Origin of the sequence: Cohnella hongkongensis, assembly GCF_042654645.1 — a bacterium.
Taxonomy (GTDB): Bacteria; Bacillota; Bacilli; order Paenibacillales; family Paenibacillaceae; genus Cohnella; species Cohnella hongkongensis.
Window position 1 is genome coordinate 196268 of the sequence record NZ_JBHSEP010000006.1, and the last position, 23956, is coordinate 220223.

Here is a 23956-nt window from a genome sequence, read left to right on the forward strand (position 1 = left end):
AGATAGGCTGAAAGCCTGTCGGAATCGCCCAACTCGAGGAGCCGCCGGACCTCAAGACGCAAGGAGACGATCGGATGACCGCACATAAAACTCCGCTTCCCGCCTCGAGCAACCGTTACAAGGGTTCTTCGGAGCTGCGGGAGGAGCTTCCTTTTCAACATGATTTCGACAACCTCTCGTACATTGGCATCCAGATGCTAAGCACCTGGCAGGTGGATAGGCATATGCACGAGCATTTCGAGCTGTGCTACGTGGATGAAGGACAGGGCTGGTTTTCGATCGACGGAGATTTGTATCGCGTGCGTCAAGGGGATCTGTTTCTGACAAAGCCGGGAGAGGGCCATCAAGGCGCTTCTTTGGGGGAGTCGTCTTACCGGTTGTACTACACGGGCTTCCGGCTGACGAACCGGCATAAGCTAGAAACGGATTTTTACCGGCTTGGGCGGGCCCGCACGGTACGGGATACGAGCGGAGATGTGAAACGGTTGTTCGATGCCGTCTTTGCCGAGATCGAGAACCCCGGCCCGCATTCGGCTCTGATGGCGGAAAGCCTGTTCCAGCAGCTGCTGGTTCGCGTCATCCGCCTTTATCGCGAGGCGGCCCTACCGGACGGCGTAACGGAAGACGGTCCGCTCGCTCCGGCGATGAAGGAGCTGCTTCAATACCTTCACGAGCATGCAAACATCGGCATCAACGCCTTGGATTTGGCGAAGAGGCAGCATCTCAGCCGGACGCATCTGGAACGGGAATTCAAGCGCTCGTTCGGCATTCCGCTCGGGAAGTACATCCGCATGCTGTGCACCGATCGCGCCAAATATTGGCTGGCGGAGACCGGCGAGACGATCACATCGGTCGCGGAACGATTAGGCTTCTCGTCGCTTCATGCCTTCAGCGTGTTCTTCAAGCGTCAGACGGGAATTTCGCCTTACCCCTATCGGCATCGTCTATCGTCGAATGACGAAAAACGTTAACTTCCGGTTGAAGCCGGACAAAGCCGATGGCCGACTGCTCGCGCTATGATGGAGGCAACGCACGAGGAAACGTGCGACAATCATCGAAGCGGGAGGATGCGGAAATGAAGGATCTAAAACATGCTTTGCCAACCGAGGCGGACATCGCCTTTTTTCAGCAGAAAGGATATTGGGTGGCGCCGCAGCTCATCGACGAGGCTCGGCTGGAACGGCTGCGCGAACATATGGAACGGGTTTATGCAGGTCAATTCGAAACAGGGCGCGCGCCGCACAACGGATATTGGACACCCGAGCAAGGCAACGGGCTTCGCAAAACCGACAATTCCCACTGGGCCGATCTGGAGCTTCGCTCGCTGGCCACCGATCCCGTCATCGGCGAAATTGCTTGCCTTCTGATGGGGGCCGGCTCCATTCGCCTTTGGCACGACCAGCTGCTGTTCAAGCCGGGCAATCCCAACCGAAGAGCGGGCGGCAACGTGGGTTGGCACCAGGACTACGCCTACTGGCAGTGCGCGGCTGAGCCGACGCTCATCACCGCCTGGGTCGCCTTCGATGACGTCAACCTGGACAACGGCTGCATGCAGGTCGTTCCCCGAAGCCACCAATGGGGTCTAATCAACGTGAACGATTTCTTCGAGCAGGATATGGAGAAGCAGCGGCAGGGCATGGACCTCCCCGAGGACGCTTCGTTCGAGCCCGTACCGATGGTCATGAAGGCCGGCCAGGTGAGCTTCCATCACGCGCTCGCCATCCACGGCAGCGGTCCGAATACGACCTCGCAGCCGCGTCGCTCGCTGGCCGTCCACCTGATGACGGGAGACACCCGTTACAAGGCCGGTACGCGCGGCGACGGCCACATGAACGTGGGCCTGCTGGGCGGACGTGACGGCGATCTGTTCACGGGAGAGGCTTTTCCGGAGCTGTTCCGGGCGAATTGAGCGGCTCAAAGCCAAAATACCTTATTCCAGAGGCTTGGCGGAATAAGGTATTTCGTTCTGCTTTATTTCTAGCTTTTCTGTTTGTTCGGCAGCGACGTTACGCTTGCGAATATGTCGGTCGGACAGCCCGCGCAACTTCCGAGGCCGCTACGCGGATCATCGGCCTTCCACTCCGCAACCTCGCGCGCTCCGCCGTTTCCGCCTAATGTTTCGTTCGTGCAACTGAGTTCATGCATGCTAAAATGCGGCGCACAGCTTCATCCCTAAACTCTTCGAGCAATGTCTCTCTGGGGAGAAGGATCACTTCACGCAGCCCTTCGTCGATTGTCAAGATAACAGGCCGATCATTGACTATACATCTTGTTCCAAGAGCCGCCCCTCCCCCCCTTTCCTCTGTCTCTCCGCCAGAAAATAGCGATTGTTTTTTTCGTCATGGCTTGCCCGTCGAAGTTGCTCGCGTAGCGGTCCGCCAGACCGTAAAGGCAACATTTGCTCCGATTCCCTCGCGTAACGGTTCTACGGCGAAGCACATGTAGCATCGGCCGTCGAAGACCGTCAGACGCGGATCATAGGCCCGAGCGATTTCTTCGTCGCGCAGCTTGAAATTCGGCTTTGGCCCCGCAGTCCAGCGAATGCCGTCGTCGCTGAAGGCGATGCCGAGATCCGTCGTATGGTGCGGCTTGAGGGTAGAAGGTGCAAAACTACATTCATAAGCATTACGACGAACCCAATTTATCTCTGGAGCTTGTATCCCATATTGCCGGTTGGTCTCCAAGCTACCTGGGGAAGTTGTTCAAGGGGGCGACCGGACAATCATTCAGTGAATATCTGAATTATATCCGACTGGAGAAGGCCAAGAATCTTCTGATTTCGACCAATGAGACTCGAAGCGACTAAATTACATTTGTCAGGAGCTGCTTGCCTCCGACTCGCCGATCAAGCAGATCATTCATCATGCTGATTTTCGCTCTGCGAAAGTTGGGTCTCTTTATTTTCTTCTCTATTTAGCCGCCTTCGTGTTATTGTATATGGATATGAATAACAATTATTGTTGACAGCGCTTTCACAGTTTCGCTGATTGGGGAGGCACAATAAAGCCATGTCGCGAACCGTTTCGATCCGCTCCATTCTGTTAACGGCAATCCTGTTTCTCATGATCTTTCCGCTTGTCGTCATCACCTTCATTACTTACCAGAAGCAAAACGATCTTTTCCAAAATCAAGCCAGCCAGTTCGTACAGCAATCCGTCGCACAGACCAAAAGCACGTTGGATACGAACCTGAACGAGATCGATCGGCTGACCTGGTCGCTGCTTTATCAGCAATCGCTGGATTTTATCGACGCTCCGCTGGATACAACCTATCAGCTCAACGAAGCAAACCGCAAATTCAAAGAGAAGGTGTATTCCGATTTATTCAGCGGGAAGCTGAATCATATTCGAACGATTTCATTCGTGACTTCCGACAGCTTCGTGCTGTCTACGGACAGCTCCCTGTCTCATTTCGACCAGCTGGATCGGACAAATTACAGCTATATCGTCAAACAGTTCAACGAGGAGCCGCTAAAGATGCATTGGCTCAACAACTCGCAAGCGATCTATCAATCCAAAGCGGGGTTCAACACTCCCGTTCATGCCTCCGTGACGGCGGCGCGCAGAATCGTCGACAGCAATACCGCCGAGCTGAGAGGCTATCTATTCATCCAGCTTAACGACCTCTTTCTGGATGAGTATCTTCGCGGCGTACGGATCGGATCGACAGGCTCCCTCCAAATTACGGATCATTTCGGCGAAGTCATCTACAGCCAGCAATCCGATCTGTTTAACAATCCGAAAATTACGTCGGCAATTCAAGAGCTCCCCTCCTTCGGCAGCGGAACGACCACCGTAGACGGCAAATGGCTTCTATCCTACGACACTTCTGCGGTCAGCAATTGGAAATTAACTGCCGTCGTTCCTCTGAATGAGGTGCTCGGACCTAACCAACAAATCCTCAAGGTGCTATTGATTATGGCCGGTCTTGGAGCGATCGTCTCTTTCGTTGTCGCGCTCCTGTTCACGGCGGTCCTTTCGAAGCCGGTCATCGGTTTGGCTAAAGTCATGACGGTCGCTTCCATCGATAACTTAAACGTGAGGGAACAAATGAGCTCGATCCGGGAAATCAGTATTTTACAGCGCAATTTCAACCGGTTGATGGACCGGACGCAACAGCTGCTTATCGAAAATGAAAACGCGCAGAAGCAAAAAGGCGACGCTCAGTTGAAAACGCTTCAAATGCAAATACAGCCGCATTTTTTGTACAATACGCTGGATACGATCTACTGGATGTCGAAAAAGCATGGCGCCGAGCCGATCAGCAAGCTGGTCACCGCGCTCGGAAAATTTTTCCGATTTACGTTGAACTCGAGCTTGGAGCGCGTGACCTTGGAACGGGAAGTGGAGCATGTCGAAAACTATTTGCGAATTCTCGCTTTTCGATACAGGGATAAACTGGACTATCGAATCACGATGGAGCCGGATCTGAACGACGTCCGGACGATGCCGCTCATTTTGCAGCCGATCGTCGAGAATGCGATCGAGCACGGCATTGCCAAGTTGAAGAACGGCGGTCATATCAGCTTGAATATTTATCGGTCCGGTCATGAAGTGCTGATCGATATCGCCAACGACGGACACGATACCGATCTGAGCCGCATGAAGCAATTGCTGGAGGATGAAAAGCAAAGCGATCATGTCGGGCTTCGGAACGTTCAGCAAAGAATTCAACTCTCATTCGGCGAAGCGTTCGGCATACGATTAATCGATCGCGTCAACGGCAGAACCTTGGTCAGGCTTTGCATTCCTCTCGGCAGCGAGTCGGAATGAGATCGCGTAACAGGAGGCTGTAAACGTACATGAATCGTCTTGGTTTTAGAAGCTTGCTGCTTATCACGCTATCCCTTCTCGTCCTCTGGACGCTAAGCGGAATCGCCTTGCTGGACCGAATCAAACTCAGCGAACCGGTGAACAGCGTGAAAGAGCCTGTCATTCGCGTATTGATCCGCACCGGAACCGAGTCGTCCGCGCTTCGCAAAATTGCCGAACCGTTTACGCAGTCCAGCGGCATTAAGGTCGAGTTCGTCGAGCTAGGACGCGATAACTTTTTTACCGCACTAGGCACTCAACTATTCGCGGGGTCGGAGGCTTTCGACGTCATGTTCATGCCGAACACCTCAATCGCCCAATTCGCCTCCGCGAATGCGCTATTACCGCTCGATCCCTTTATCGAAAACCCGGAATTAACCGACCTGGAATCCTTCAATCTGGACGATTTCCTGGCGATCTACCGCTATCGCAACGCCATCTATGCCTTGCCGACCGATATTAGCACGCACTTTTTATATTACCGGAGCGATCTCATTCCCCATCCGCCGGATACATGGGATGAATTCTACGAAGCAGCGGAGCGTTTTACGCGTTCCATCACGCCCGACTCTCCGACCAGATGGGGAGCGACGATGCCCGCGGTTGTTCCCGAGGAGCGATCCAAGATTTTCGCTTCCTTGCTCTGGTCCTTTGGGGGTGACGGAATTCGGGATGATACCGGCCAAGTGATGCTCGATCACGAACCTTCGGTACGCGCCGGCGAATTCTTGGTGAAAATGATTCAGAACAAAGTCATTCCCGACGATCTCCTGTCCTGGGATTTCGCCAGAACGCGCGATGCTTTGCTTAGCGGCGAGGTTGCGATGGCCGCGCCGTACTGGAACGCTTCTTACAAGGATATCTTGCAATCGAGCAGCCGCTACAAGGATGCCATCCGAATCGCTCTCATTCCGGGCATAAAAGACGAGAACGGCACGCTTCGCCGGGCGACCTTCGAGCATAGTTGGACGCTTGCCATCAATGCCAATTCGGCGAATCCGGCCGATGCGTGGAAATTTCTCGAATTCGCGACAGGGGAAGTCGGCGGCAAGATTTATGTCGAAGCCGGAGGCATCCCTGCAAGGCGCTCCATTCTCGGAGACGAACGCTACCGGGAAAGCCGGCCCGACTTCGGCTTGCTGCTCGAAAGTCTTCGGACAGCGCGCAACGAGCCCTATGTCCCTTACTATAACGCCCTGGTAGAAATCGAAGAGCGCGCGCTCGCCAAAATCATTACGCTGCATTCCGAGCCTGAGCTGGCTTTCCGCACAGCCGCCGACGAGCTGCGGCATCTGTACCAGTCGCTCCAGATCAATAACGCCAAACAATCCAAGATTAGCCCGAAAAACAGCGAGTGATCCAATCATTCATTCAATAGAATCAGGAGGGGGATAACGCATGAAATCGACTTACCGAGCAGCAATCATAGACGATGAATCATGGATTCGGGAAGGATTAAGCGAGCATATCCATTGGGATCGGATCGGCATCGAGCTTGTAGGCAGCTTCGAGGACGGACGCGAAGCGCTGCAAGAAATTAAAAACAACCCGGTCGACATCATTCTGACCGACATTCGAATGCCGAATATGACGGGGCTGGAATTTCTGGCCGAGCTCAGGAAAATCGAAATGGATCATCCGGATACGCCCTCCAGCAAAGTGGTCATCATGAGCGGATTCGACGATTTCAAATACGCCCAGGAAGCGATGCGGCTTGGAGCTTCCGACTATTTACTAAAGCCGACGGACGTCGAGGACACCGAAGAGGTTCTGCTCAAGCTGAAAGCCCGCTGCCAGAGCGAGCGGAACGCCCGCTTAAAGCTTCCGAATTTGCCGAAGCCCGCGGAGGGGATCGATGAGAACGCCTCTTTCCTGATCAAGAAAGCGATAAAGCTGATGAACGAGAAATTTACCGAGGATTTGCACCTGGTGCAAATTGCCGAGGAGCTGTACATTACGCCGAATTATCTAAGCCGAATTTTCAAGCAGGAAACCGGCAAATCCTTCAGCGACTATTTGTCCGCCAAGCGGATTGAGAAATCATGCGAGCTGTTGACCAAAAGCACTCTGAAGATCTATCAGATCGGGGAAGCCGTCGGTTATCCGAATCCCCGTTACTTCAGCGAGTGGTTTCAAAAGCAGACCGGAATGTCGCCCGGCGAATACCGCAAATATCATAGCTGATCTTCGTCCAGCCTTGCGGGGAGCCATCCCTGCAAGGCTGAATTTCTGTGTAAAATAACGGAACAAAAGATAGGATCGCCACATATTAAACCAATTTGTAAGCGTTTATCATATTAAACGTAAAGCGATTACAAAACCTTGTTTTGAAAGGGGCAGTCAAGTGAAACGGAAATTAGGCATGATACTTTCCGCATTGTCGGTTACCGGCATGGTGTTAACGGGATGCGGGGGCAGCAGCAACGGTCCTGTCGCATCGAAGGGCAGCGAGGAAAGCACATCTCCTTCTCCATCCGCCAAAACGGAGCCGTCCGTTGACCAAAAGGTCGAAATCTTCAGCTGGTGGACGGGAGCAGGCGAGGAAGCCGGCTTGCTTGGCTTGATCGAGCTATTCTCGGATAAGCATCCGGACATTGAAGTGATTAACGCCGCAGTTGCGGGCGGCGCGGGAACGAACGCCAAGGCCGTGCTCGCGAGCCGCATGCAGGGCGGAGATCCGCCGGATGCCTTCCAGGTACATGGCGGCGCCGAGCTGAATACCGGCTGGGTGGCAGCGGATAAAGTAATCGATCTGAACGATTTGTTCGCGGAAGAGGGCTGGAACGAGAAGTTCCCCAAGGAATTGATCGACCTTGTCAGCAAAGACGGCAAAGCCTACTCCGTTCCGGTCAATATCCATCGCGGCAACGTGATTTTCTACAACAAAAAAATATTCGACGACAACGGACTTCAGGCGCCGAAAACATTCGACGAGTTCTTCGCTGTCGCCGACGCTTTGAAAGCGAAAGGCATTACGCCGCTTGCGCTGGGCGATAAAGAGCCCTGGACGGCAACGATGCTGCTCGAAAACATTATGATGGGCGAGCTGGGCGCCGACGACTACAAAAAACTGTGGACCGGCGAAGTGAAATTCGACGATGCGCGCGTAACCTCTTCCCTCGAAAAATTCAAAAAAATGCTGACTTACGTGAATGAAGATCATGCGGCGCGCAACTGGCAAGACGCATCCCAGCTCGTCGCCGAGGGCAAAGCGGCAATGACGAATATGGGCGACTGGGCTAAAGGCTACTTCACAACGGACTTGAAGCTCGTTGCGAACGAAGATTTCGGCTGGATCGAAACGCCCAACACCGGCGACAGCTTCATGGTTATTACCGATACGTTCGCCATTCCGAAGGGCGCTAAAGGCGAGCAAGCCGCTCGCGAATTTTTGAAGGTGCTTGGCTCCGTCGAAGGTCAAGACGTGTTCAATCCGCTGAAAGGATCGATTCCGGCTCGAATCGACGCAGACAAATCCAAATACGATTCTTACGGACAAGAAACGATCGACGACTTCAAAGTAAGCAAGCTTGCTCCAAGCTTGGCGCATGGTTCGGCAGCGCCGGAAGGCTTCGCAACGCAAGCGAATCAAGTCGTCAATATTTTCGTAACGAACGGCGATGTGGAGCAGGCTCAGAAAGCGCTCGTATCCGCCGCGCAAGCGAGCGGAATCGGCAAATAATCGACGGGATCGCTAAACAGAACATAAAACGGGGTCAGATGCGATCTGGCATCTGGCCCTGTTTTTTTCAGGAGTGACGCTTATGACTTCTTCGGTCGGAGAGATCGGGGCAAGCAAAAAGAAGAAAAACCGGGAGCTGTTGCTTCCCCTACTTATGCTGTCGCCCTCTATTGCGGCGATTGCCATATTTATTTATGGATTTATCGCCAAGACCGGCTACACTTCCTTTACGGATTGGAACACCCTTGTCCAAAGCGATAACTTTATCGGCTTCGACAATTATCGATTTTTGTTTTCGGATTTCCGCTTTCAATCGGATTTAAGAAATACATTGGTGTTCACGATTCTCTTCATTGCCGTCACGATGATAATCGGATTATTCCTGGCACTCCTGATCGACCGCAAAGTTCGCGGGGAATCGTTCTTTCGCAACGTGTTCATCTTTCCGATGGCGGTCTCCTTTATCGTTACAGGCGTTATCTGGCAGTGGCTGCTTAATCCGACTACCGGCTTCAATCTGATCCTGAGAAAACTCGGCTTTGACTCGGTGCCTAAATGGTATACAAGCACGGAAATCTATCTCGGATTACCCATCGGACAGATCCAATTCGGGATTCCGATTGCAATAATCGCAGTGGCGATCGCGACCGTATGGCAAATGTCCGGCTTTGCGATGGCGATGTATCTTGCAGGCCTGCGCGCGGTTCCCGACGATTTACGCGAAGCGGCCAGAGTCGACGGCGCCGAGGAAAGCCAAATTTTCTTCAAGGTCATCCTGCCTCAATTAACGCCGATCACGATGAGCTTGGTCATTATTCTCGCCCATATCTCCTTGAAAATATTTGATTTGGTGTACGCGATGACGGGACCTGGAGCGATGTTTGTTACCGACGTGCCCGGGGTGTATATGTTCGAAACGACATTCCGCGGCAATCATTATGCGCAAGGCGCCGGAATCGCCATGGTCATGCTTGCGTTCATCTCTCTGCTCATTATCCCGTATCTGGTTTCCAGTCTTAGAAAGGGGGATAAGTAAATGAGAGGCGAACGCGTAAAACGTACGCTGCTCTATCTGCTCCTTTGCGTATTAGCCGTAATGTTTCTGATTCCGATCTACGTCGTCGTCCTGACCAGCGTAAAAGGAGTGGATTCCATCACGCTGGAGAAAATGTGGGATTGGCCCGCGCAATTCGATTTCTCGGGGTACAAAGTCGCCTTCGAGAAGCTGGCGCCCAACTTGACCAATAGCTTCTTGCTCGTGATTCCCGCTACTTTGCTGTCGGCGTTCCTCGGGTCGATGAACGGCTACATTTTATCCAAGTGGACATTCAAGGGCTCCAATACGCTCTTTGCCCTCATGCTGTTCGGCATGTTCATCCCGTATCAGAGCATCTTGATTCCGCTCATTCAGTTCATGCAGAGCATCAACCTGTACAATTCGCTTGCGGGGCTTATTCTGGTTCACGTTGTCTACGGTTTGCCGATCTGTACGCTTATGTTCCGGAATTTCTACGTCGGCATTCCAACCGAGCTGCTCGAAGCGGCCAAAATCGACGGAAACGGATTTTTCGGCATCTATCTCCATGTCATCGTTCCGTTGTCCGTGACCGGATTTGTTGTCGTCGGCATATGGCAATTTACGAATATTTGGAACGAGTTTCTGTTCGCGGTTACCCTCACGACTCAGAAACAGCAGCCGATCATGGTGGCGCTGCAAAACCTGTCGGGCAGCCAAATCGTGCAGTGGAACGTTCAGATGGCGGGCGCCCTCCTCGCTGCGCTTCCGACGCTGCTCGTCTACATCTTCCTGAGCCGCTATTTCATTCGCGGCTTGCTCGCAGGGTCGATTAAGGGCTGAGTCGATGGAATAGGGAATTATCTTCTTGTAGCTGACGTCATCTGAGTAAGCAGACTTATCGCCCTTTCACTTCCCGACAGGAAGCTGGAAGGGCGTTATTTAGTTATCGATTTCATTTATAAGGGGGATGTATCTCCTTCCGGCCGCTGTTGAAAATGTGGAAATCTGAATTGGTAAACTCGTTACAAGGAGATTCCACATTTTCAAAGGCGGACACTCTGTTCCTCCAGGAGATACATCCCCCTCTTCTCTCATCGATTTCTCTCAAAAAACGTTTAATAATACATCGCCAAAGACGTTAGAAAAAATGTCATGGTTATACGGATTGCCGGCAAACAACGTCCGGGCTTCCGCATCATCAATCGTTTCCGTTCCGAGCCCAGGAAAGACGTGCTTGAAAGGGCACTACCGAAGAAAGTGAAAGGATACCGAGAGATCAGCGTTAGTCTGAGGAAGGATAAGCGGGGATTCCGGCGTTATCTGCTTCGAGGACTATCGAAAGTCAGCCTTGAGGTCGGATGGCTGTCGCTTGCCCATAATTTGCTCAAGAAAGCTGCAATGGACCGATATCGAGAAATGGCGACTCAGGGATAACCTCCCTGGTCGCCATTTCTTCATTTAATGCCGCTATGAACTATCTGTTATACAAGTTGTAAATGATAACCGCTGCTTCAGCCCTTGTCGCCGTTCCCTTCGGATTTATTGAATTGCCGCTGCCTTTTATAATACCTGCTTTAATTAAAGCTGCAACATCCTTTGCTGCGTAACGGCTTATTTGCGCCGAATCAGAATAGCCATTCAGTTCCGAACCCAAAGCGTTTTCCAAAGGTTTTCCGGCTGCATTCATGGCTTTTGCTGCAAGAACCATCATGTCTTCCCTTGTAATCTTTCCTTTTGGATTGAAATTGTTGTTCCCAACCCCAGTTGTAATTCCAAGGGCCTTGGCTGTGGCCAGAGCTTCTGCATAATATGCGCTTGAGCTTACATCTGCAAAGCTGCCTTCCGTTCGCACAGATAACCCAAGAGCCTTCACAAGCAATAGGACGAAGTCTGCCCGCGTAATATCGGCAGAAGGATTGAAGGTGGTTGCAGAAGTGCCGCTTATCACCCCTTTAGAGGCCATTACTTCTATCGCTTTTCTTGCCCATGAATGTTGGCCAATGGACCGGTAATTTCCCACGGAGAGTTATCAAGCATATAAATGAAATGACTAATATTAGAAAATGCTTCCTTCCCGTAGCCGCCATTATAAACCACATTTCCGTGCTGCATAAATGTACCGTCTTGGTAATAGCCGTCACCGCTAGTCACATACCCCATATAGGAAGGAACATCGTTTTGTTTCATCGACCGTTTTCTCCGCTGCGAAACTAGTCATACTGTTCAAGACCATCGTCAGCATCATGACAAGAGCTAAAGTGAAAGCTACCGCCCCATGCTCGAATTCCCGCCCCACAATGGCTTATCGCGTTCATTCGAACAGGCCAATTATTCCGTCCGGCAGCCAGAATTTTCTGACGATGATTACGACCGCCAGGACGACAACGAACAGCAAAATATTTTTAGTCGTTTTGCTCGGCTGCTTGCTCATCCTCTCGCCTCCCTACTTATCGAATCTTTTGCGGCTGTAGACGCCCAGGCACAGCAGACTCGCGGCAGCGCTCCAGACGGCCAGGGCGATCAGGTGAACGCCGAGATCCGCAGCGCTTCCGGCTTCAAGGGACTTGGTCAATCCGAGAATAAAATGCTGGGTAGGGAGCCACTCCACGACCGCCGAGAACCATCCTGCCTCCAAGGAAGGCGCCAGCATCGGCCCCATAATGACGACGAGCAGCAGGGGCAATCCGACGATCGACGCTTCCGTAACGGTACGCGACAGCAAACCGATCGTCGTGCCGAAGGCGAGAAAGGTGACGAGCAGCAGAAGGACAAGCAGAGCCAGCCAGAAAGGGTTGCCACGCGGAACCTCGGTGACGAGAATCGAACCGGCCATGACGATCACAGCCAGCAGCGAGGTGGCCAAGCTTTTGCCGATCAGCACCTCCGCCGGGGAGGCGGGGGAGAGCATCAGCATGCGCAGCGTATTCTTCTCCTTCTCCTCCGCCACCATGTTCGCCTGAACGAAGGCGCCGGTTATCGATACCGCCAGCAGCAGCGGGAAGGCGAGAACGGCCGGATCGGACGCATCCTTGCGGTTAAGCAGGAAGGAGAAGACGATCGGCATTGCGGCGATCAGCAGGATTTGCGGATTTTTAAGAGCGTCTTTCCATTCTTTCGTCAGAATGGCCTGCAATCTCCGTAACGAGAAACTCATAACAGCTTCCTCCCGGTCAGCCGCACGAAGATGTCTCCGAGCGTCGGTTCGTTGGAATGGATCGATAGCAGCTGCCCGGTCCGCATCCACTGGGAGATTCGGTCGGCCGCCTCGCTGTCGTTGTTCACCACGTGCCGGCCTTCCGGCGTCGTCACCGTGATCGTGCGATCCGCATACTGCCGCTTTAATTTCTCAGGAGTGTCCAGGGCGGTAATCGTCCCGTTGTTCAGAAACGCGACGCGATCGCACAGCGCCTCAGCCTCCAGCATATCGTGGGTGGTCAGGAAAATAGTCGTTCCCTGCCGGTTGAGAGCGCGCAGCGTATTGTGAATCAAGGCGGTATTCATCGGATCTAGAGCCGACGTCGGCTCGTCCAGGAACAGCAGATCGGGCTTATGAAGAAGGGCGCGCGCCAGAACTGCCCGCTGCTTCATGCCCTTGGACAGCTGTTGGACCGGCGTCTTGGCTTCTTCGGACAGACCCACGCTTTCCAGCGTTTCGGTCACCGCACCGTGAGGCGCCGCGTACAATCCGCGAAACAGCTCGAGGTTATCCAGCACGGTTAAGCGCTCGTAGATACCGCTGTTATCGGTCATAATGCCGATTCTGCTCAGAAGGTCCGGTTCCCTCTTGCCGACCATCCGTTTGTTCAGGACGATGGCTTCCCCCGCGCTCGGCATAAGCTGGTTCGTCAAAATTTTAACCGTCGTCGTCTTGCCGGAACCGCTCGGTCCAAGAAACCCGAATACTTCGCCTCGCTTGACGGAAAAGCTGATCCGGTCCAAGGCTCTCTTGTCCCGGTACCTTCTTTCCAACTGATGGACCGCAATGGCCAATTCCATTTGTTCGACCTCGCTTCTGAAAGGATGAATGGGTTTTGCGTCTTCATCATAGCGGGTCGGAGAGCTGGAATGCAGCATTTCAGCGGCGAAAGGAGCGTTCGGCGGGTTCAAACCCGCATTTCGAAGGCTGAACGAACGCCCGGCTTAAATGCCGATCATCCGTTTCAAGTCCTCGTATCGGCCTTTGGACAGCGGAACCGCGCGCTTGCTGCGGTCGGCCATGACAAGACTGTAGCTGTTGCGAGTCCAGACGATCACCTCGCGAACCTGCTGCAGATTGACGAGGTAGGAGCGGTGACATCGATAGAAATGAAAGGACTCGAGGCGTTGTTCCAGCTCGTTAAGCGTCCACACGCAGGCGAGCGCTTCCGTCTCCAGATGCAGCATCGACTGGCCGTCGCTGCTTTCGACGTATAGAATCTCCCCGGGATCGACCAGAACGATCTTGTCCCCGGCTTTAGCCGGAATTTTCGCGACCCGGGGACGCGGCTTGTCCGCCTGCGCCTCGCCGTGCAGCGCCGCTTTCGCCATCTCGTCCGATTGCGTATCCGAAGCTCGCTGCGCGTACGGCTCCACCGGCTCCGCTTCTTCCCGGATCGCCAGCCTGGTCACCCCTTGGGAGGTTAGCCGGTAGGCGTCGCCCGTCAACGACACGGCGCTTTCGGTGGAGGAGCACGTGATAAGCAGCGCCTTGCCCGCCGCCGACCAATTCGCCGCCATTCTTCTGACGATCGCGCAGCTTTCCAGGTCGAGTCCCTGCTCCGGATTCTCCAGGACGATGAGCTCCGGATCGTGAAGGGCGCAGCGGACGAGATGAAGGCGCCGCCGTTCGGATGTGTTCAAGCGTGCGATCGGAGTGTCGGCCGAAGCCAGCAGCCCCGCCGTCCGGAGCAGCTCGGCGAGCGGCCCGCGCACGCCGTACAGGCGGGCCCAAAATTCCAAATAAGCTTTAACTTTTAATCTGGAATACTCTCCGTCCTCCAGCCCGCACACCCCGATTCTCTTGCAGGTGTCCTCGTCTCTCATACGCAGCGGCTTGCCCCGGAACAGCACGAAATCCCGCGCCCCCGACGCGGCGCCGGTTATCGCCTCTACCAGAGCGCGACCTTGGTCGTCGTTGCATTGAAGAGCGATGCATTGACCGCTGCCGACTTCCAGGTCCATCTGGACCGTCGCGGCTCCCTCTGCCGGGAGCGGAATCCGAACCAATTTCAACAAAGCCATAGAAGTTCCTCTTTTCTATGTAACTCGCGATATTCCATCCGAGCCGCCCGATGATTAACCTTCGGAATCGATGGGCAGCTTTTTGACCGGCGCATAAACATGGTAGGCGGAATCCAGGTTGTGGATGTCATCGAAGATTTGAATGAGCTCGATAGGCGAATCCTCCGTCTCCTGCTTGGAAATCTTCAAAAATCGGGCATAGTCGGTCTTCAGGACGTCCCCGATGTCGAGAATATCTCCCGTATATCTGAATTTGGCGCAGAAGAGGCGAGGCACTTCAACGACAAAAAAATAAGGCTCGTCGATCCGCACTTCGCGCGGAATGCCGAACAGCACCTTGAATCGGGTCGAGTCCGGCTGACAGTTGGAATAGATCACGCAACAAGGCCCCTTCACGGTTTCGTCCATGCGGTCCAGCAGCATCTGCGAACGGGAGCGAATCTCCGTTCTGTAATCTCCGGCTAAGTCCACTTCAAACGCTACCCCGCTCACCTTCATGCTGTCCAGCTCCGTCAGGCTGAATTCCGTAACGACATCGCCGTTCATGTTTTTAAAAGGCCTTCTGACGACGGAAGGCAGAGGCTCGGGAGAAATAGACTTGTTTTCCGATCTTAGCGAGCTCGGCGGTACGCCGTATTGACGCTTGAAGGCGCGCGTGAACGAGGCTTGCGTTCCGAAGCCTAGCTGGTAAGCAATGTCCGTGAGGGATAGATTCGTGTTTTGGATGAAGGTTAACGAAGCATTTAATCTTCTGGTTAGGATGTACTGGCTTAAGGAACACCCGATCGTAGCTGAGAACAAGCGATGAAAATAAAACTTGGACAGATTAAAGGCTCTTGCAACGGAATCTACAGATAAGGACTGCTGTAAATGGTTCTCGATATGCGCCAAAGCATCCTCGACGATGGTATGATGGTCCATCCCCGCTTCATCTCCCTTATGAACCTAACAGTTGTTTCGTGATCAGTATAGCATAGATGCAGCCGACTGAATCGTAGAGCAGCTCGTGAGAGAAGATTACAGCAAGAATTGAAAAGCAAAAGCAGGCTTGCTTTGATACATTGTTGTCATAACAGCAGAAAAGAGGAAATCGCATGATCGACAAGTCAAACGCAAAAGAAAGCAAATCGGCCCCTACAGCGGCGGGTCTTCTCGGCTGGGCAGGCTTATTGGCCATCTTGGCAGGCATACTCTATATCGTTATTCAGTTCATTCATCCCTCGGAGCAGATTTCTTCCGTCGACTCGGCCTCATGGGTCATCGTTGCCTGCTTGACGGTCGCGATGTCCCTCTTCAGCCTGATCGGAGTTACGGCCATCTACGCGCGACAAGCGAGAGAGTCCGGTTGGCTGGGTTTAGCCGGATTTCTTCTCTTTAGTCTGTTCTGGTTGGCTTCGATCGCCTTTAGCTTCGTCGAAGCCTTCGTACTGCCTTTGCTGACAACCGAGGCTCCGAAGTTCGTGGAGGGGTTCCTGGGGATTTTCGGCGGAGCGGAAAGCGAGGTTCCTCTTGGCGTTCTTCCGGCATTAGCCCCGATCGCGGGTGCCCTCTACTTGCTTGGCGGACTGTTGCTTGGCATCGCAACGTTTCGTGCGGGTGTTCTTCCTCGTATGGCGGCTGTCCTGCTTGCCTTCGGCGCGGTGGCGACTCTCGCCGGCGCTGTCATTCCCCATCCGCTCGACCGGATTCTGGCAGCGCCGATGGGACTGGCCTTCATCTGGTTAGGTTATGCGCTTTGGGCGGGACGCGGGAGGCGCATCGGATAACCATCGCTTCCGGCAATCGGGAATACGGCCCAGTTGACGTCCCAGTGCTGATAGACAATGCCCGTGAACAGGAATACGGTGGTCGCCAAGGGCCAAACCACCGCATTCACGGCTCCTACGTCAACTTTACAGCCCCCATCAAAAACGCCGAGGACATGCCCATTGACGAGTTCCTGAAAATCGTTATCGCAATTCCCGATCCGCCTCTCCTTCCAGCAGTCGGACGGCAAATTCGGCCGCGACGGGATTCGTGCCGCAGCGTCCGGCCAGAACGACCTGGCACAGCGTCAGCGAGCCTGCCCCGATCTCTGTCTCCGCCGCCGCCAGCGCCGGTCCCCATTCGCCGCGATCGTTCGTGTTGCCGCTCAGCAAGATCGGCGCCATGCCCCCGGCATCGAACGTGCTGGATAGCAAAGGGGCGATACAATCCGCGGCAGGATCGTACCACAGCCGGAAGTCGCTCGGCCGGAAGCCCTCCGTCAGACGGTGCCCCGTCTTCCGGGAGACGAAGTGGACCGGCAGCATCCCGCTCGACTTGATGCGCACCGGCACTCCAAGCAGCGTATGAGAGCCCGGCTCCAGTTCCAGCGCCACAATGCGGGTACCGGCCGACGCCATCGCCCACAGCTCGGCTTCGCGGTCGGACAACAGCCGTACGTCGTCGACGAGCAAGATGTCAGGCCGCGCCGGCCCGCTGGACAGCTCGACGGTGTTCAGTTCCAGCTCGGCGGCAAGACGCCGCGCCGGCCCCGCCTCCCGACCCAGCACGGCAACCTTCGACCGTGAACTAAGCGATCGCCGCCGGGGGAAGACCTCCAACGTCAGCTCCGTGTCATGCAGCGTTGTCCCCTCCGCATCGCACAACCCCAGCCGAACCGTCAGAGTCTTGCGGCTCGCCGCTTCGGGCGCGGGAAAGCGCACCTCTCCCTGACAAGCGGATCCGCAGGACGGAATATCGGCGGGCTGCCGGGCGGAAGCGAGCAGCTCCTCCCCGTCTAGAACCATGCAATGAAGATAGGCCGACGGCGGCGCCTCCGTGCGGTCGTTGCAAATCCACGCCTCCAAACGGATCTCTTCACCGGCGAAGTAGGTAAGGCGATCCGCGCGCATGTTCGCCATCAGCGGCTCAAGCGCCTCGCGGTAAGCGAAGTACGCAGGCTTCGGAGTTCGCTCGACATCCATAATCGTCTTCATCCAGCCGGATGGGAACGCGTCGATAAACAGGTGGATGGCGAAGGTGGTCATGCGAGCATCGCGGCGGAACGCCTCCGTCATGATCCGGGTCGCCCATGCCTGATGCCGGCGGCTTTCCTCCGTCCAGTCCTCGAGCGTATTCGGCGTCTCGAAGAAAAAGTAATGGAAACGGCCGGTCTGCGCGCCAATAATGGCGTTAGGCGACCATTCGGCCTCCTCCTCGATGCTGTGCGGCAGCCACTCGGGCGGATAATGCCTGCGCATGACACCAACCGGGTCCAGCCCCTCGGCTCCGAATTCTCCGCAGCCGTAATGCCAGTCAGGCTTGACCGGCAGCCACCAGCCGCGGTTCAGGCGGCCGATATCGATGCCGTGCCCGTTGTACCAGCACGGATAGCAATGATTATCCGGCAAGCCTTCGGAAGGCGGATCATAATCGCCGTCGACATGCTTAATGACGCGATCCGGGTTGTTCAGTCTCACCGCCAAATCAGCCGCCCGAAAAAACGAAAGGAGCTCGGGACGGGTCAAATGGCGGTGCGGCTTGTTGCTGGCATTCGGGAACGGCTCGTTGATATAAGTCACCATAATATTGCAGGGATGGCCGCGCACGAGCCGCTCCATCTCCTCCGCCTGGCGCACGGCCTCGGCGAATTGGCTGCGGCTCAGCACGCCGAAGAGCGGCAGGTCGGTCTGCGTCATCAGTCCCAGCATGTCGCAGTAGTCGTACACCTCCGGCTGAACCGGGCGCTGGGTGATCCGCAAGAAATTCATATTGCAGATTTTCGCCAGCAATAGGTCGTCGCGAAGCTGATCCCAATCCCCCTTGGCCACGCACTGCTGCTCGTGCCCCATCGTGTTGGCGCCGCGCAGCCGGATTTGCCGTCCGTTGAACATCATGGCGCCCTTCGGCGACCGCTCGGTGTCCAGCTCGAAGGTCCGCATGCCGAAGTGGCCGCCCGCCGCATCCGTGCTCTCGCCCGCCGCGATCAGTTCCACATGCAGCTCGTACAGCCAGGGGCTTTCCGGCTCCCACCGCCGCGCCTTCGGCAGCCGAAGCGGCACGATGAAGCGATTGCGGCCTCGCTCCGCCAGCAGCGGAACGGCCGCATGCAGCCGGTCCTCGGCCTTCAAGCGGGCTTCGGTGAACGAATCGCCCATGCCGACCTCGACTTCCGTCGTCGGCGCACGCTCCAGACCTTCGAATACCGTTTCATCGAAGTTCCGCCCGTACAGGGACAACCGCAGCTTCACGTCCACCGCCTCCGGCAGCGCATTTTGCACCTCTATCCACGCCTCTGCCTGCTCCAGGTCCGGGAGCGGCCTGACGAATAGGCTCGCGACGTGGACTGCCGGTCTCGCCTCCACGCTGACGCCCTGATAGATGCCCATGCCCGGCGGACAGTGATGCCAGCCTCGCAGCGGATCGTCGTAGCCGATGCCGGTAGCCGCATAGATCTTGTCGCCGCTCTGGCTGTCACCGCAGATGAAGTCGTTCTCCACCTTGACCGTCAAGATGTTCCGGCCCCGCTCCACGCTGGCGGTTCCGTCGAATTCGAAGGGCGCGAAAAAGCCTTCGTGCGAACCGAGATAAAGACCGTTCACGAACACATGCGCTTTGTAGTCCACGCCCTTGAAAACCAGATAGATACGGCCGACGGCCAGCATCTCGTCGGTCACCTCGAACGCGGCGCGGTACAGCGTGAACGCCCGGCCAAGCGGCTCGCCGTAGTGCGGGATGGCGACACGAGTCCATTCGCCCTCCCCCTCCAGGACGCCGATAAAATTCCGCTCATCCGCCTCCGTGCCGATCCGCCAGTCGAATTCGGCGATCTCCCGGCGTATTCGCCGGCTAGGCGGCTCCGGGCAGCGGCGTTCCATGAAGGGAGCATAGAGACGCCGCTGCCGCTCCAGCTCCTCCGCCAGCTCCGACGCGGTGCTCATCTTCGCCGCAGGCGCGAACTGTCCCGTGCGGTCTCCGGGCTCAAGCCGCAGCCGCTTGTCCGTTCGGGCGGGCGGACGCGGTTCGACCAGCCCTTTGCCGGCCAAGCTCATGCCGCCTGCGGCAATATTGGCGAACGTATCATTGATTCGATTATCGTCGATGGCCAATCTTGCATCCTCCTTGTTCTTGACCCTATTGCGGCGCATCCGGCCCCCCTGCGCGAGAGTGATTCACGAGCGCCAGATGCGCTTAATGTGCAAGCCTCAGCCGAGGCTTAGTCGGACGGCGTGAAGGAAAACCAATTCATGTTGCCGGTAGTGCCGCCCGCTTTGTCCGGGAACACCAGATACAGATCGTGCACGCCGGTCACCGTATCGATCATCGCCGTCTGTGTCTGGTACGTCGTAAACGAGCCGGTTGACGCCACCGTCAGCGTGCCGGCCAACGTACCGTCGGGCGCGTCCAACCTTACCTCTACCCGGCCTCCGGCCCAATCGCCGCTCACGGCGACATTCAAGCTGAAGGCTGCCGCTCCGTCGCCGAAGTCCACGCTGTCATACTTCGCCCAGCCGTTGGAATGGGTGTTCCAAATATAGTCGGGCTTGGTCGCAACGGGCTCCTTCAGCCGATCGAACGATTCGGCCTCGATCTGCGTGAACGCGCTGCGGTTCAGCACGGTCAGCGTTCCCGACTTCGTCACGCCGTCCAACGTCACCTCCGCCGTCAATATGGCGGTCCCGTGCGCGTGAACCGTGACCATTCCGCCCGCGGTGACGGAAGCGACAGCGGGATCGCTGCTGGCGTAGACGACCGACGCCACGCTCAGATCGGCCGCGCTGCCGTCCCGCATCGTCCCGCCGAGCCGAAGCAGACCGGAGGCGCCTACGGTCAGTGCGCCATCGCTGCTCACGAACACCTGGTCCAGCGTGTTGGCTAGCACCGTCACATCGAATCTCGCATAGCGGGTCGTTCCCCCTTCGGAGACGGCAGCGACGACGGACGTCAATCCCGGCGCCATTCCGGTGACGATGCCGTCGGCGTCGACCGATGCGATCAGCGGATCGTCGCTCGTATAGACGACAGTCGATGTCGCCGGATTGTAAAAGCCTTCCAGTCCTTGCGCCAGCAGCGGCTTGAGATCCTGCTCGTTCTGCTCGACCACCTCGGTCCGGGCCACGTAATCCAGTCCGGCCATAATGTCGAGCACGGTCGTCTTCACCGTCCCGCCCAGCGATACCGCGACGGTTACCCGCGCCACGCCGCGGCCTACGGCCGTCACCACTCCCTGCGCGTCTACGGTTGCGATCGTCTCGTCGTCGCTGCCGTAGGCGACGGCGGCAGCGGAGAGGTCCGCCGCGTAGCCTTGCGCCGTACGGCCCGCCAGCTTCAACTGCGCCTGTTGGCCCAACGGGACCGTGCTCCAAGAGCGATCTCCCGACGTCGCCGTAAAAGCGAACACCCGCTCCAGCGGATCGTTCGGATCGGCGAACGGATAGTCGGACGTCAGCCCGATGTCCTTCATGGCGATGTCGCGGATGCCCAGCGCCAACGCGGGCGAATCGTAAGCGAGCCGATAATCGGACCTTGCGGGATCGACGAACTGCGGATTCTCGATGACGGAATGCGCATCGAAGAGGCCTCCATTGTAGCTTCGCCAGTCCTGCAGCGAAGAGACGCCCGGCACTCCCGAGATCCGGTAATCGCCGGTGCTGCTGTAAAATAAATTGTCGTCGGTCCGCTCGATGATGTCCTCGGGCAGCCCCTTGCTCAGATCGTAAAAATACTTCGCGTCGGTCACCACATTGCGCGCCAGCTCGTCGGGGGCGTCGTCCTCCCATAGGTAGAAGCCGCGCTCCAGCCCCTCGCCGCCGATCACGAAGTTGTTGTCGAACACATTTTTGCCCATCGGCGCACGGTCGTTCTGCGAGACATTGTCGAAAATGCCGGATGCCGGAATCTCGGGCTCCTCCTCGTTCAGCCCCGTCACCAGATTCCCCTCCACCGTGAAGCCGTCGGCGAAGTTGTCCAGGTAGATCCCGTGAACGTCGCGAATCCCGTATAGCTCCTGCCCGCTGGTGTCGTGCACCCAGTTGCTGCGGATCGCATTGCCGGCGCCAGTCTGATAGGCATAGATGACGCCCGCATCCCCCGCCGCGGTGATCGCCCGGGACACGTCGTTGAATTCGACGACATTGTTGCGCGCGTGCGTATAGTCGGCGACATTGGCCATGGTCACGGTCACGCCGTCCCCGGCCGTCTTGTCCAGCAGATCGGGCCAATAGTTGCGGATCTGAATGGCCCCTCTGGTCGTATCGTGAATCCGGTTATGGGCGATCGTGTTGTCCCCGCTGGCCAGGACATCGATGCCGTAGCCGTCGTAGACGTTGAACAGGCCGGTCTCGTAAATGTGATTGTCGGCAATGACGTTGTGGTCGTTCGCAGACACCGAGGTCAACGCGTTCATCGTATAGCCGTAGGCGTTGGGCCCCTCAAGCGCGATGCCGGTTCCTCCGGCGTCTCGGATCAGATTGCCCTTAATCTCGTTGTACTGGGCCAGTCCGTCGAGCCGCAGAGCGTTCATGCCGAGATTGTATAGCTTCCCGCGCACGAAGGCGATCCGGCGCGCATTCTCGATCCACACCGCGCTTGTCTTGTTGAGCGCGTTCTGCGTCTGGTTCCTCTCGAAGAAATAATTGTCGGGCAGATCCGTATTCCGTACCGTCAACCCCTGAAATACTAGATCGTGCACCGGCGTGTCCGGCGAGCTTCCCCGGACCTGAAGCACTGTGCGCAGCAGCGGCACATCGATCGTCTGCTGCTCGATCGGCAAGTTCACGGGCCAGTAATAGAGCGTGCCCGTCCGCTTGTCCAGGCTGAATTCGCCCGGCTGATCCAACAGCTCCAGAGCGCCCTGCACGTAGTATCGGGTAGTTTCGATATTATAGCGGGACGGGGAGGACAGAGAGGCGATGCCGTTCGTATAGTCAACGCCGCTTAGCTGGTAGGTTCCGCCCAGCCAGGATTTGCTCAGGAACACCTGAAGCTCGGCCGGGCTGGAGACGACGGGGATATCTCCGGGCGAGAAGACGAACCGCGACTTGGAGATGTTGCCCGATGTCGTGCTATACTGCGCGTTCCCGTCGGCATCCACGTTAGGATACCGCGCCTGCCGGCTCCGTTCGCCGTTCTCGAACAGCGAGTTAAAGTCCAGTCCCGAGTAGACCTTGCTGCCCCCCGCAGTCACTTCTCGGAAGGAAGCTTCGTCGTAGTAAGCCTCGCCGACCACCGTTCTGTAATTGTTGTTCGCCGGATAATTGCGCAGCTCGTACCGGATCTTGACCGCGCTGCCGTTCCACGTCAGGTCGGCGCCGCTTCCCGCGGGGCCGATCGTGCCGGTATAGCGCTTCCAGTCGCCGTCTTCAGCATCCAGACGGAAGCCGCCGAACGTAATTTGCGAGCCCGCCGCGGTGGCCTGCATGATGCGGAAGCCTGCTTCCCCGTCGACGCGCTTCGCCCAGAACGAGTATCGATAGGTTTTAGCCGGATCGATCGGAATCCACTGATAGACGTCAAGCGCCGTATTGCCGTTCGTATTCAGCTCCCGCACATGCAGGCTTCGATCGCCCGAATACGCCTCGCTTGTAACGATCGTCGCCGTGTCCCCGGCATCCGAGCCCAGCTTCTCCACCGTCCACGAGGCGAAGCCGTCCTCGAAGCCGCCGTCGGACAGCAGCTCGACCCCGAGCTGCTCGGGCACATCCAGAGTCCCTTCTCCGACCTGAAGCTTATAAATGTTCTCGTCGTAGGGCTCCCAGCCGGTCAGACGCGTCCCGCCGACGATGACCGGCTCCTCACCCGGATAATTCCGGTAGACGACGCGGTAGCCGTCCCTCCCGGAATCGTCTTCGTTGAAGGCCAGCGTCTCTTCGAGCCGGTATTCGCCTCCGCGCAGCATAACCGTCCAATCCCGCGTCATGCCGCCGGCGATCTGCTGCCGGACCGTATCCCGCGCCTTGGCAACGGTTAGGAACGGCTCCGCCAACGTGCCCGGATTGCCGTCGCTGCCCTCCGGAGACACATAATAATCCGCCGTCAAAGTCTCTTCCGCCTGTACCCGGGGCGTATTCGCTCCGAACGTTCCCCACATTCCCGCCAGCCAGACCGTCATTGCGGCAAACGCAATCCATAGCCGATGAAGCTTCATTATTCATCAACGTCCTCTCACTTCGGATTAGCGACAGCCTCTCTCTCCTCCGATCGGCGCCCTGCCGCAGGCAAACCTATCCGTTTCGCCCGCGGCGGCGCTCTCTATGGCGCGAC

General features: G+C 56.4%; 18 protein-coding genes and 1 pseudogene. 11 read left to right on the top strand and 8 right to left on the bottom strand.

Features of this window, described 5'->3' with window-relative positions:
• Positions 1–74: 74 nt before the first annotated feature.
• The 10 genes and pseudogenes from ACFO3S_RS10930 to ACFO3S_RS27950 form a co-directional block, all read left to right on the top strand.
• Entirely contained in the window at positions 75–971 is an 897-nt protein-coding gene (locus tag ACFO3S_RS10930) for a helix-turn-helix transcriptional regulator (RefSeq protein ID WP_378095313.1), read from the top strand.
• Between the two features lie 104 nt (positions 972–1075).
• Positions 1076–1909 (top strand): phytanoyl-CoA dioxygenase family protein, encoded by an 834-nt coding sequence (locus tag ACFO3S_RS10935; RefSeq protein ID WP_378095315.1) that lies wholly within the window; start codon positions 1076–1078, stop codon positions 1907–1909.
• Between the two features lie 693 nt (positions 1910–2602).
• Complete coding sequence (locus ACFO3S_RS10940; RefSeq protein WP_378095317.1) at positions 2603–2806, top strand: helix-turn-helix domain-containing protein; 204 nt, start codon at positions 2603–2605, stop codon at positions 2804–2806.
• A gap of 202 nt (positions 2807–3008) precedes the next feature.
• Complete coding sequence (locus tag ACFO3S_RS10945; RefSeq protein ID WP_378095319.1) at positions 3009–4772, top strand: sensor histidine kinase; 1764 nt, start codon at positions 3009–3011, stop codon at positions 4770–4772.
• Between the two features lie 29 nt (positions 4773–4801).
• Entirely contained in the window at positions 4802–6169 is a 1368-nt protein-coding gene (locus ACFO3S_RS10950) for an ABC transporter substrate-binding protein (RefSeq protein ID WP_378095321.1), read from the top strand.
• A 40-nt stretch (positions 6170–6209) separates the two neighbouring features.
• Positions 6210–6995 (top strand): response regulator transcription factor, encoded by a 786-nt coding sequence (locus ACFO3S_RS10955; RefSeq protein ID WP_378095323.1) that lies wholly within the window; start codon positions 6210–6212, stop codon positions 6993–6995.
• Between the two features lie 160 nt (positions 6996–7155).
• The gene (locus ACFO3S_RS10960) at positions 7156–8493 is read left to right on the top strand and encodes an ABC transporter substrate-binding protein (protein ID WP_378095325.1); all 1338 of its coding nucleotides are present in this window, start codon (positions 7156–7158) and stop codon (positions 8491–8493) included.
• Positions 8494–8575: 82 nt separating this feature from the next.
• Positions 8576–9529, top strand: a complete 954-nt coding sequence (locus ACFO3S_RS10965) for a carbohydrate ABC transporter permease (RefSeq protein ID WP_378095327.1) — start codon at positions 8576–8578, stop codon at positions 9527–9529.
• Positions 9530–10351 carry a carbohydrate ABC transporter permease gene (locus ACFO3S_RS10970; RefSeq protein ID WP_378095329.1) on the top strand — a complete coding sequence of 274 codons (822 nt, stop codon included), beginning with the start codon at positions 9530–9532 and terminating at the stop codon, positions 10349–10351.
• A gap of 453 nt (positions 10352–10804) precedes the next feature.
• Positions 10805–10945: pseudogene (locus ACFO3S_RS27950) on the top strand (transposase); the annotation flags it as partial.
• A 40-nt stretch (positions 10946–10985) separates the two neighbouring features.
• Here ACFO3S_RS27950 and ACFO3S_RS10975 read toward each other — a convergent pair.
• From ACFO3S_RS10975 to ACFO3S_RS11000, 6 genes are all read right to left on the bottom strand, one after another.
• Positions 10986–11474, bottom strand: a complete 489-nt coding sequence (locus ACFO3S_RS10975; RefSeq protein ID WP_378095331.1) for an S-layer homology domain-containing protein — start codon at positions 11472–11474, stop codon at positions 10986–10988.
• Positions 11475–11479: 5 nt separating this feature from the next.
• Positions 11480–11698 carry a hypothetical protein gene (locus ACFO3S_RS10980; protein WP_378095333.1) on the bottom strand — a complete coding sequence of 73 codons (219 nt, stop codon included), beginning with the start codon at positions 11696–11698 and terminating at the stop codon, positions 11480–11482.
• A gap of 256 nt (positions 11699–11954) precedes the next feature.
• A complete protein-coding gene (locus ACFO3S_RS10985; protein ID WP_378095335.1) occupies positions 11955–12665 on the bottom strand; it encodes an ABC transporter permease in 711 nt (236 codons plus the stop codon).
• A complete protein-coding gene (locus ACFO3S_RS10990) occupies positions 12662–13507 on the bottom strand; it encodes an ABC transporter ATP-binding protein (protein WP_378095337.1) in 846 nt (281 codons plus the stop codon). Before ACFO3S_RS10990 ends, ACFO3S_RS10985 begins: the two co-directional genes overlap by 4 nt.
• Positions 13508–13651: 144 nt before the next feature.
• A complete protein-coding gene (locus ACFO3S_RS10995) occupies positions 13652–14731 on the bottom strand; it encodes a LytTR family transcriptional regulator DNA-binding domain-containing protein (protein WP_378095339.1) in 1080 nt (359 codons plus the stop codon).
• Between the two features lie 54 nt (positions 14732–14785).
• A complete protein-coding gene (locus ACFO3S_RS11000; RefSeq protein WP_378095341.1) occupies positions 14786–15652 on the bottom strand; it encodes a helix-turn-helix transcriptional regulator in 867 nt (288 codons plus the stop codon).
• Between the two features lie 173 nt (positions 15653–15825).
• Between ACFO3S_RS11000 and ACFO3S_RS11005 the strand changes: the two genes are divergently transcribed.
• Positions 15826–16497, top strand: coding sequence for a hypothetical protein (locus ACFO3S_RS11005; protein WP_378095343.1), 672 nt, complete (start codon positions 15826–15828; stop codon positions 16495–16497).
• 183 nt (positions 16498–16680) lie between these two features.
• On the opposite strand, the gene ACFO3S_RS11010 is transcribed toward ACFO3S_RS11005, so the two are convergent.
• Together ACFO3S_RS11010 and ACFO3S_RS11015 are read right to left on the bottom strand one after the other, a co-directional pair.
• Entirely contained in the window at positions 16681–19803 is a 3123-nt protein-coding gene (locus tag ACFO3S_RS11010) for a glycosyl hydrolase 2 galactose-binding domain-containing protein (protein ID WP_378095345.1), read from the bottom strand.
• A gap of 107 nt (positions 19804–19910) precedes the next feature.
• On the bottom strand, positions 19911–23840 hold the full coding sequence (locus ACFO3S_RS11015; RefSeq protein ID WP_378095347.1) for a carbohydrate-binding protein: 3930 nt from the start codon (positions 23838–23840) through the stop codon (positions 19911–19913).
• Positions 23841–23956 lie beyond the last annotated feature (116 nt).

Coding starts and splice junctions, on each gene's coding strand:
- ACFO3S_RS10930 (WP_378095313.1), top strand. CDS start 75: ATGACCGCACATAAAACTCCGCTTCCCGCCTCGAGCAACCGTTACAAG.
- ACFO3S_RS10970 (WP_378095329.1), top strand. CDS start 9,530: ATGAGAGGCGAACGCGTAAAACGTACGCTGCTCTATCTGCTCCTTTGC.
- ACFO3S_RS10980 (WP_378095333.1), bottom strand. CDS start 11,698: ATGAAACAAAACGATGTTCCTTCCTATATGGGGTATGTGACTAGCGGT.
- ACFO3S_RS10995 (WP_378095339.1), bottom strand. CDS start 14,731: ATGGCTTTGTTGAAATTGGTTCGGATTCCGCTCCCGGCAGAGGGAGCC.
- ACFO3S_RS11000 (WP_378095341.1), bottom strand. CDS start 15,652: ATGGACCATCATACCATCGTCGAGGATGCTTTGGCGCATATCGAGAAC.
- ACFO3S_RS10950 (WP_378095321.1), top strand. CDS start 4,802: ATGAATCGTCTTGGTTTTAGAAGCTTGCTGCTTATCACGCTATCCCTT.
- ACFO3S_RS11005 (WP_378095343.1), top strand. CDS start 15,826: ATGATCGACAAGTCAAACGCAAAAGAAAGCAAATCGGCCCCTACAGCG.
- ACFO3S_RS10975 (WP_378095331.1), bottom strand. CDS start 11,474: ATGGCCTCTAAAGGGGTGATAAGCGGCACTTCTGCAACCACCTTCAAT.
- ACFO3S_RS10945 (WP_378095319.1), top strand. CDS start 3,009: ATGTCGCGAACCGTTTCGATCCGCTCCATTCTGTTAACGGCAATCCTG.
- ACFO3S_RS11015 (WP_378095347.1), bottom strand. CDS start 23,840: ATGAAGCTTCATCGGCTATGGATTGCGTTTGCCGCAATGACGGTCTGG.
- ACFO3S_RS10985 (WP_378095335.1), bottom strand. CDS start 12,665: ATGAGTTTCTCGTTACGGAGATTGCAGGCCATTCTGACGAAAGAATGG.
- ACFO3S_RS10955 (WP_378095323.1), top strand. CDS start 6,210: ATGAAATCGACTTACCGAGCAGCAATCATAGACGATGAATCATGGATT.
- ACFO3S_RS10990 (WP_378095337.1), bottom strand. CDS start 13,507: ATGGAATTGGCCATTGCGGTCCATCAGTTGGAAAGAAGGTACCGGGAC.
- ACFO3S_RS10965 (WP_378095327.1), top strand. CDS start 8,576: ATGACTTCTTCGGTCGGAGAGATCGGGGCAAGCAAAAAGAAGAAAAAC.
- ACFO3S_RS10935 (WP_378095315.1), top strand. CDS start 1,076: ATGAAGGATCTAAAACATGCTTTGCCAACCGAGGCGGACATCGCCTTT.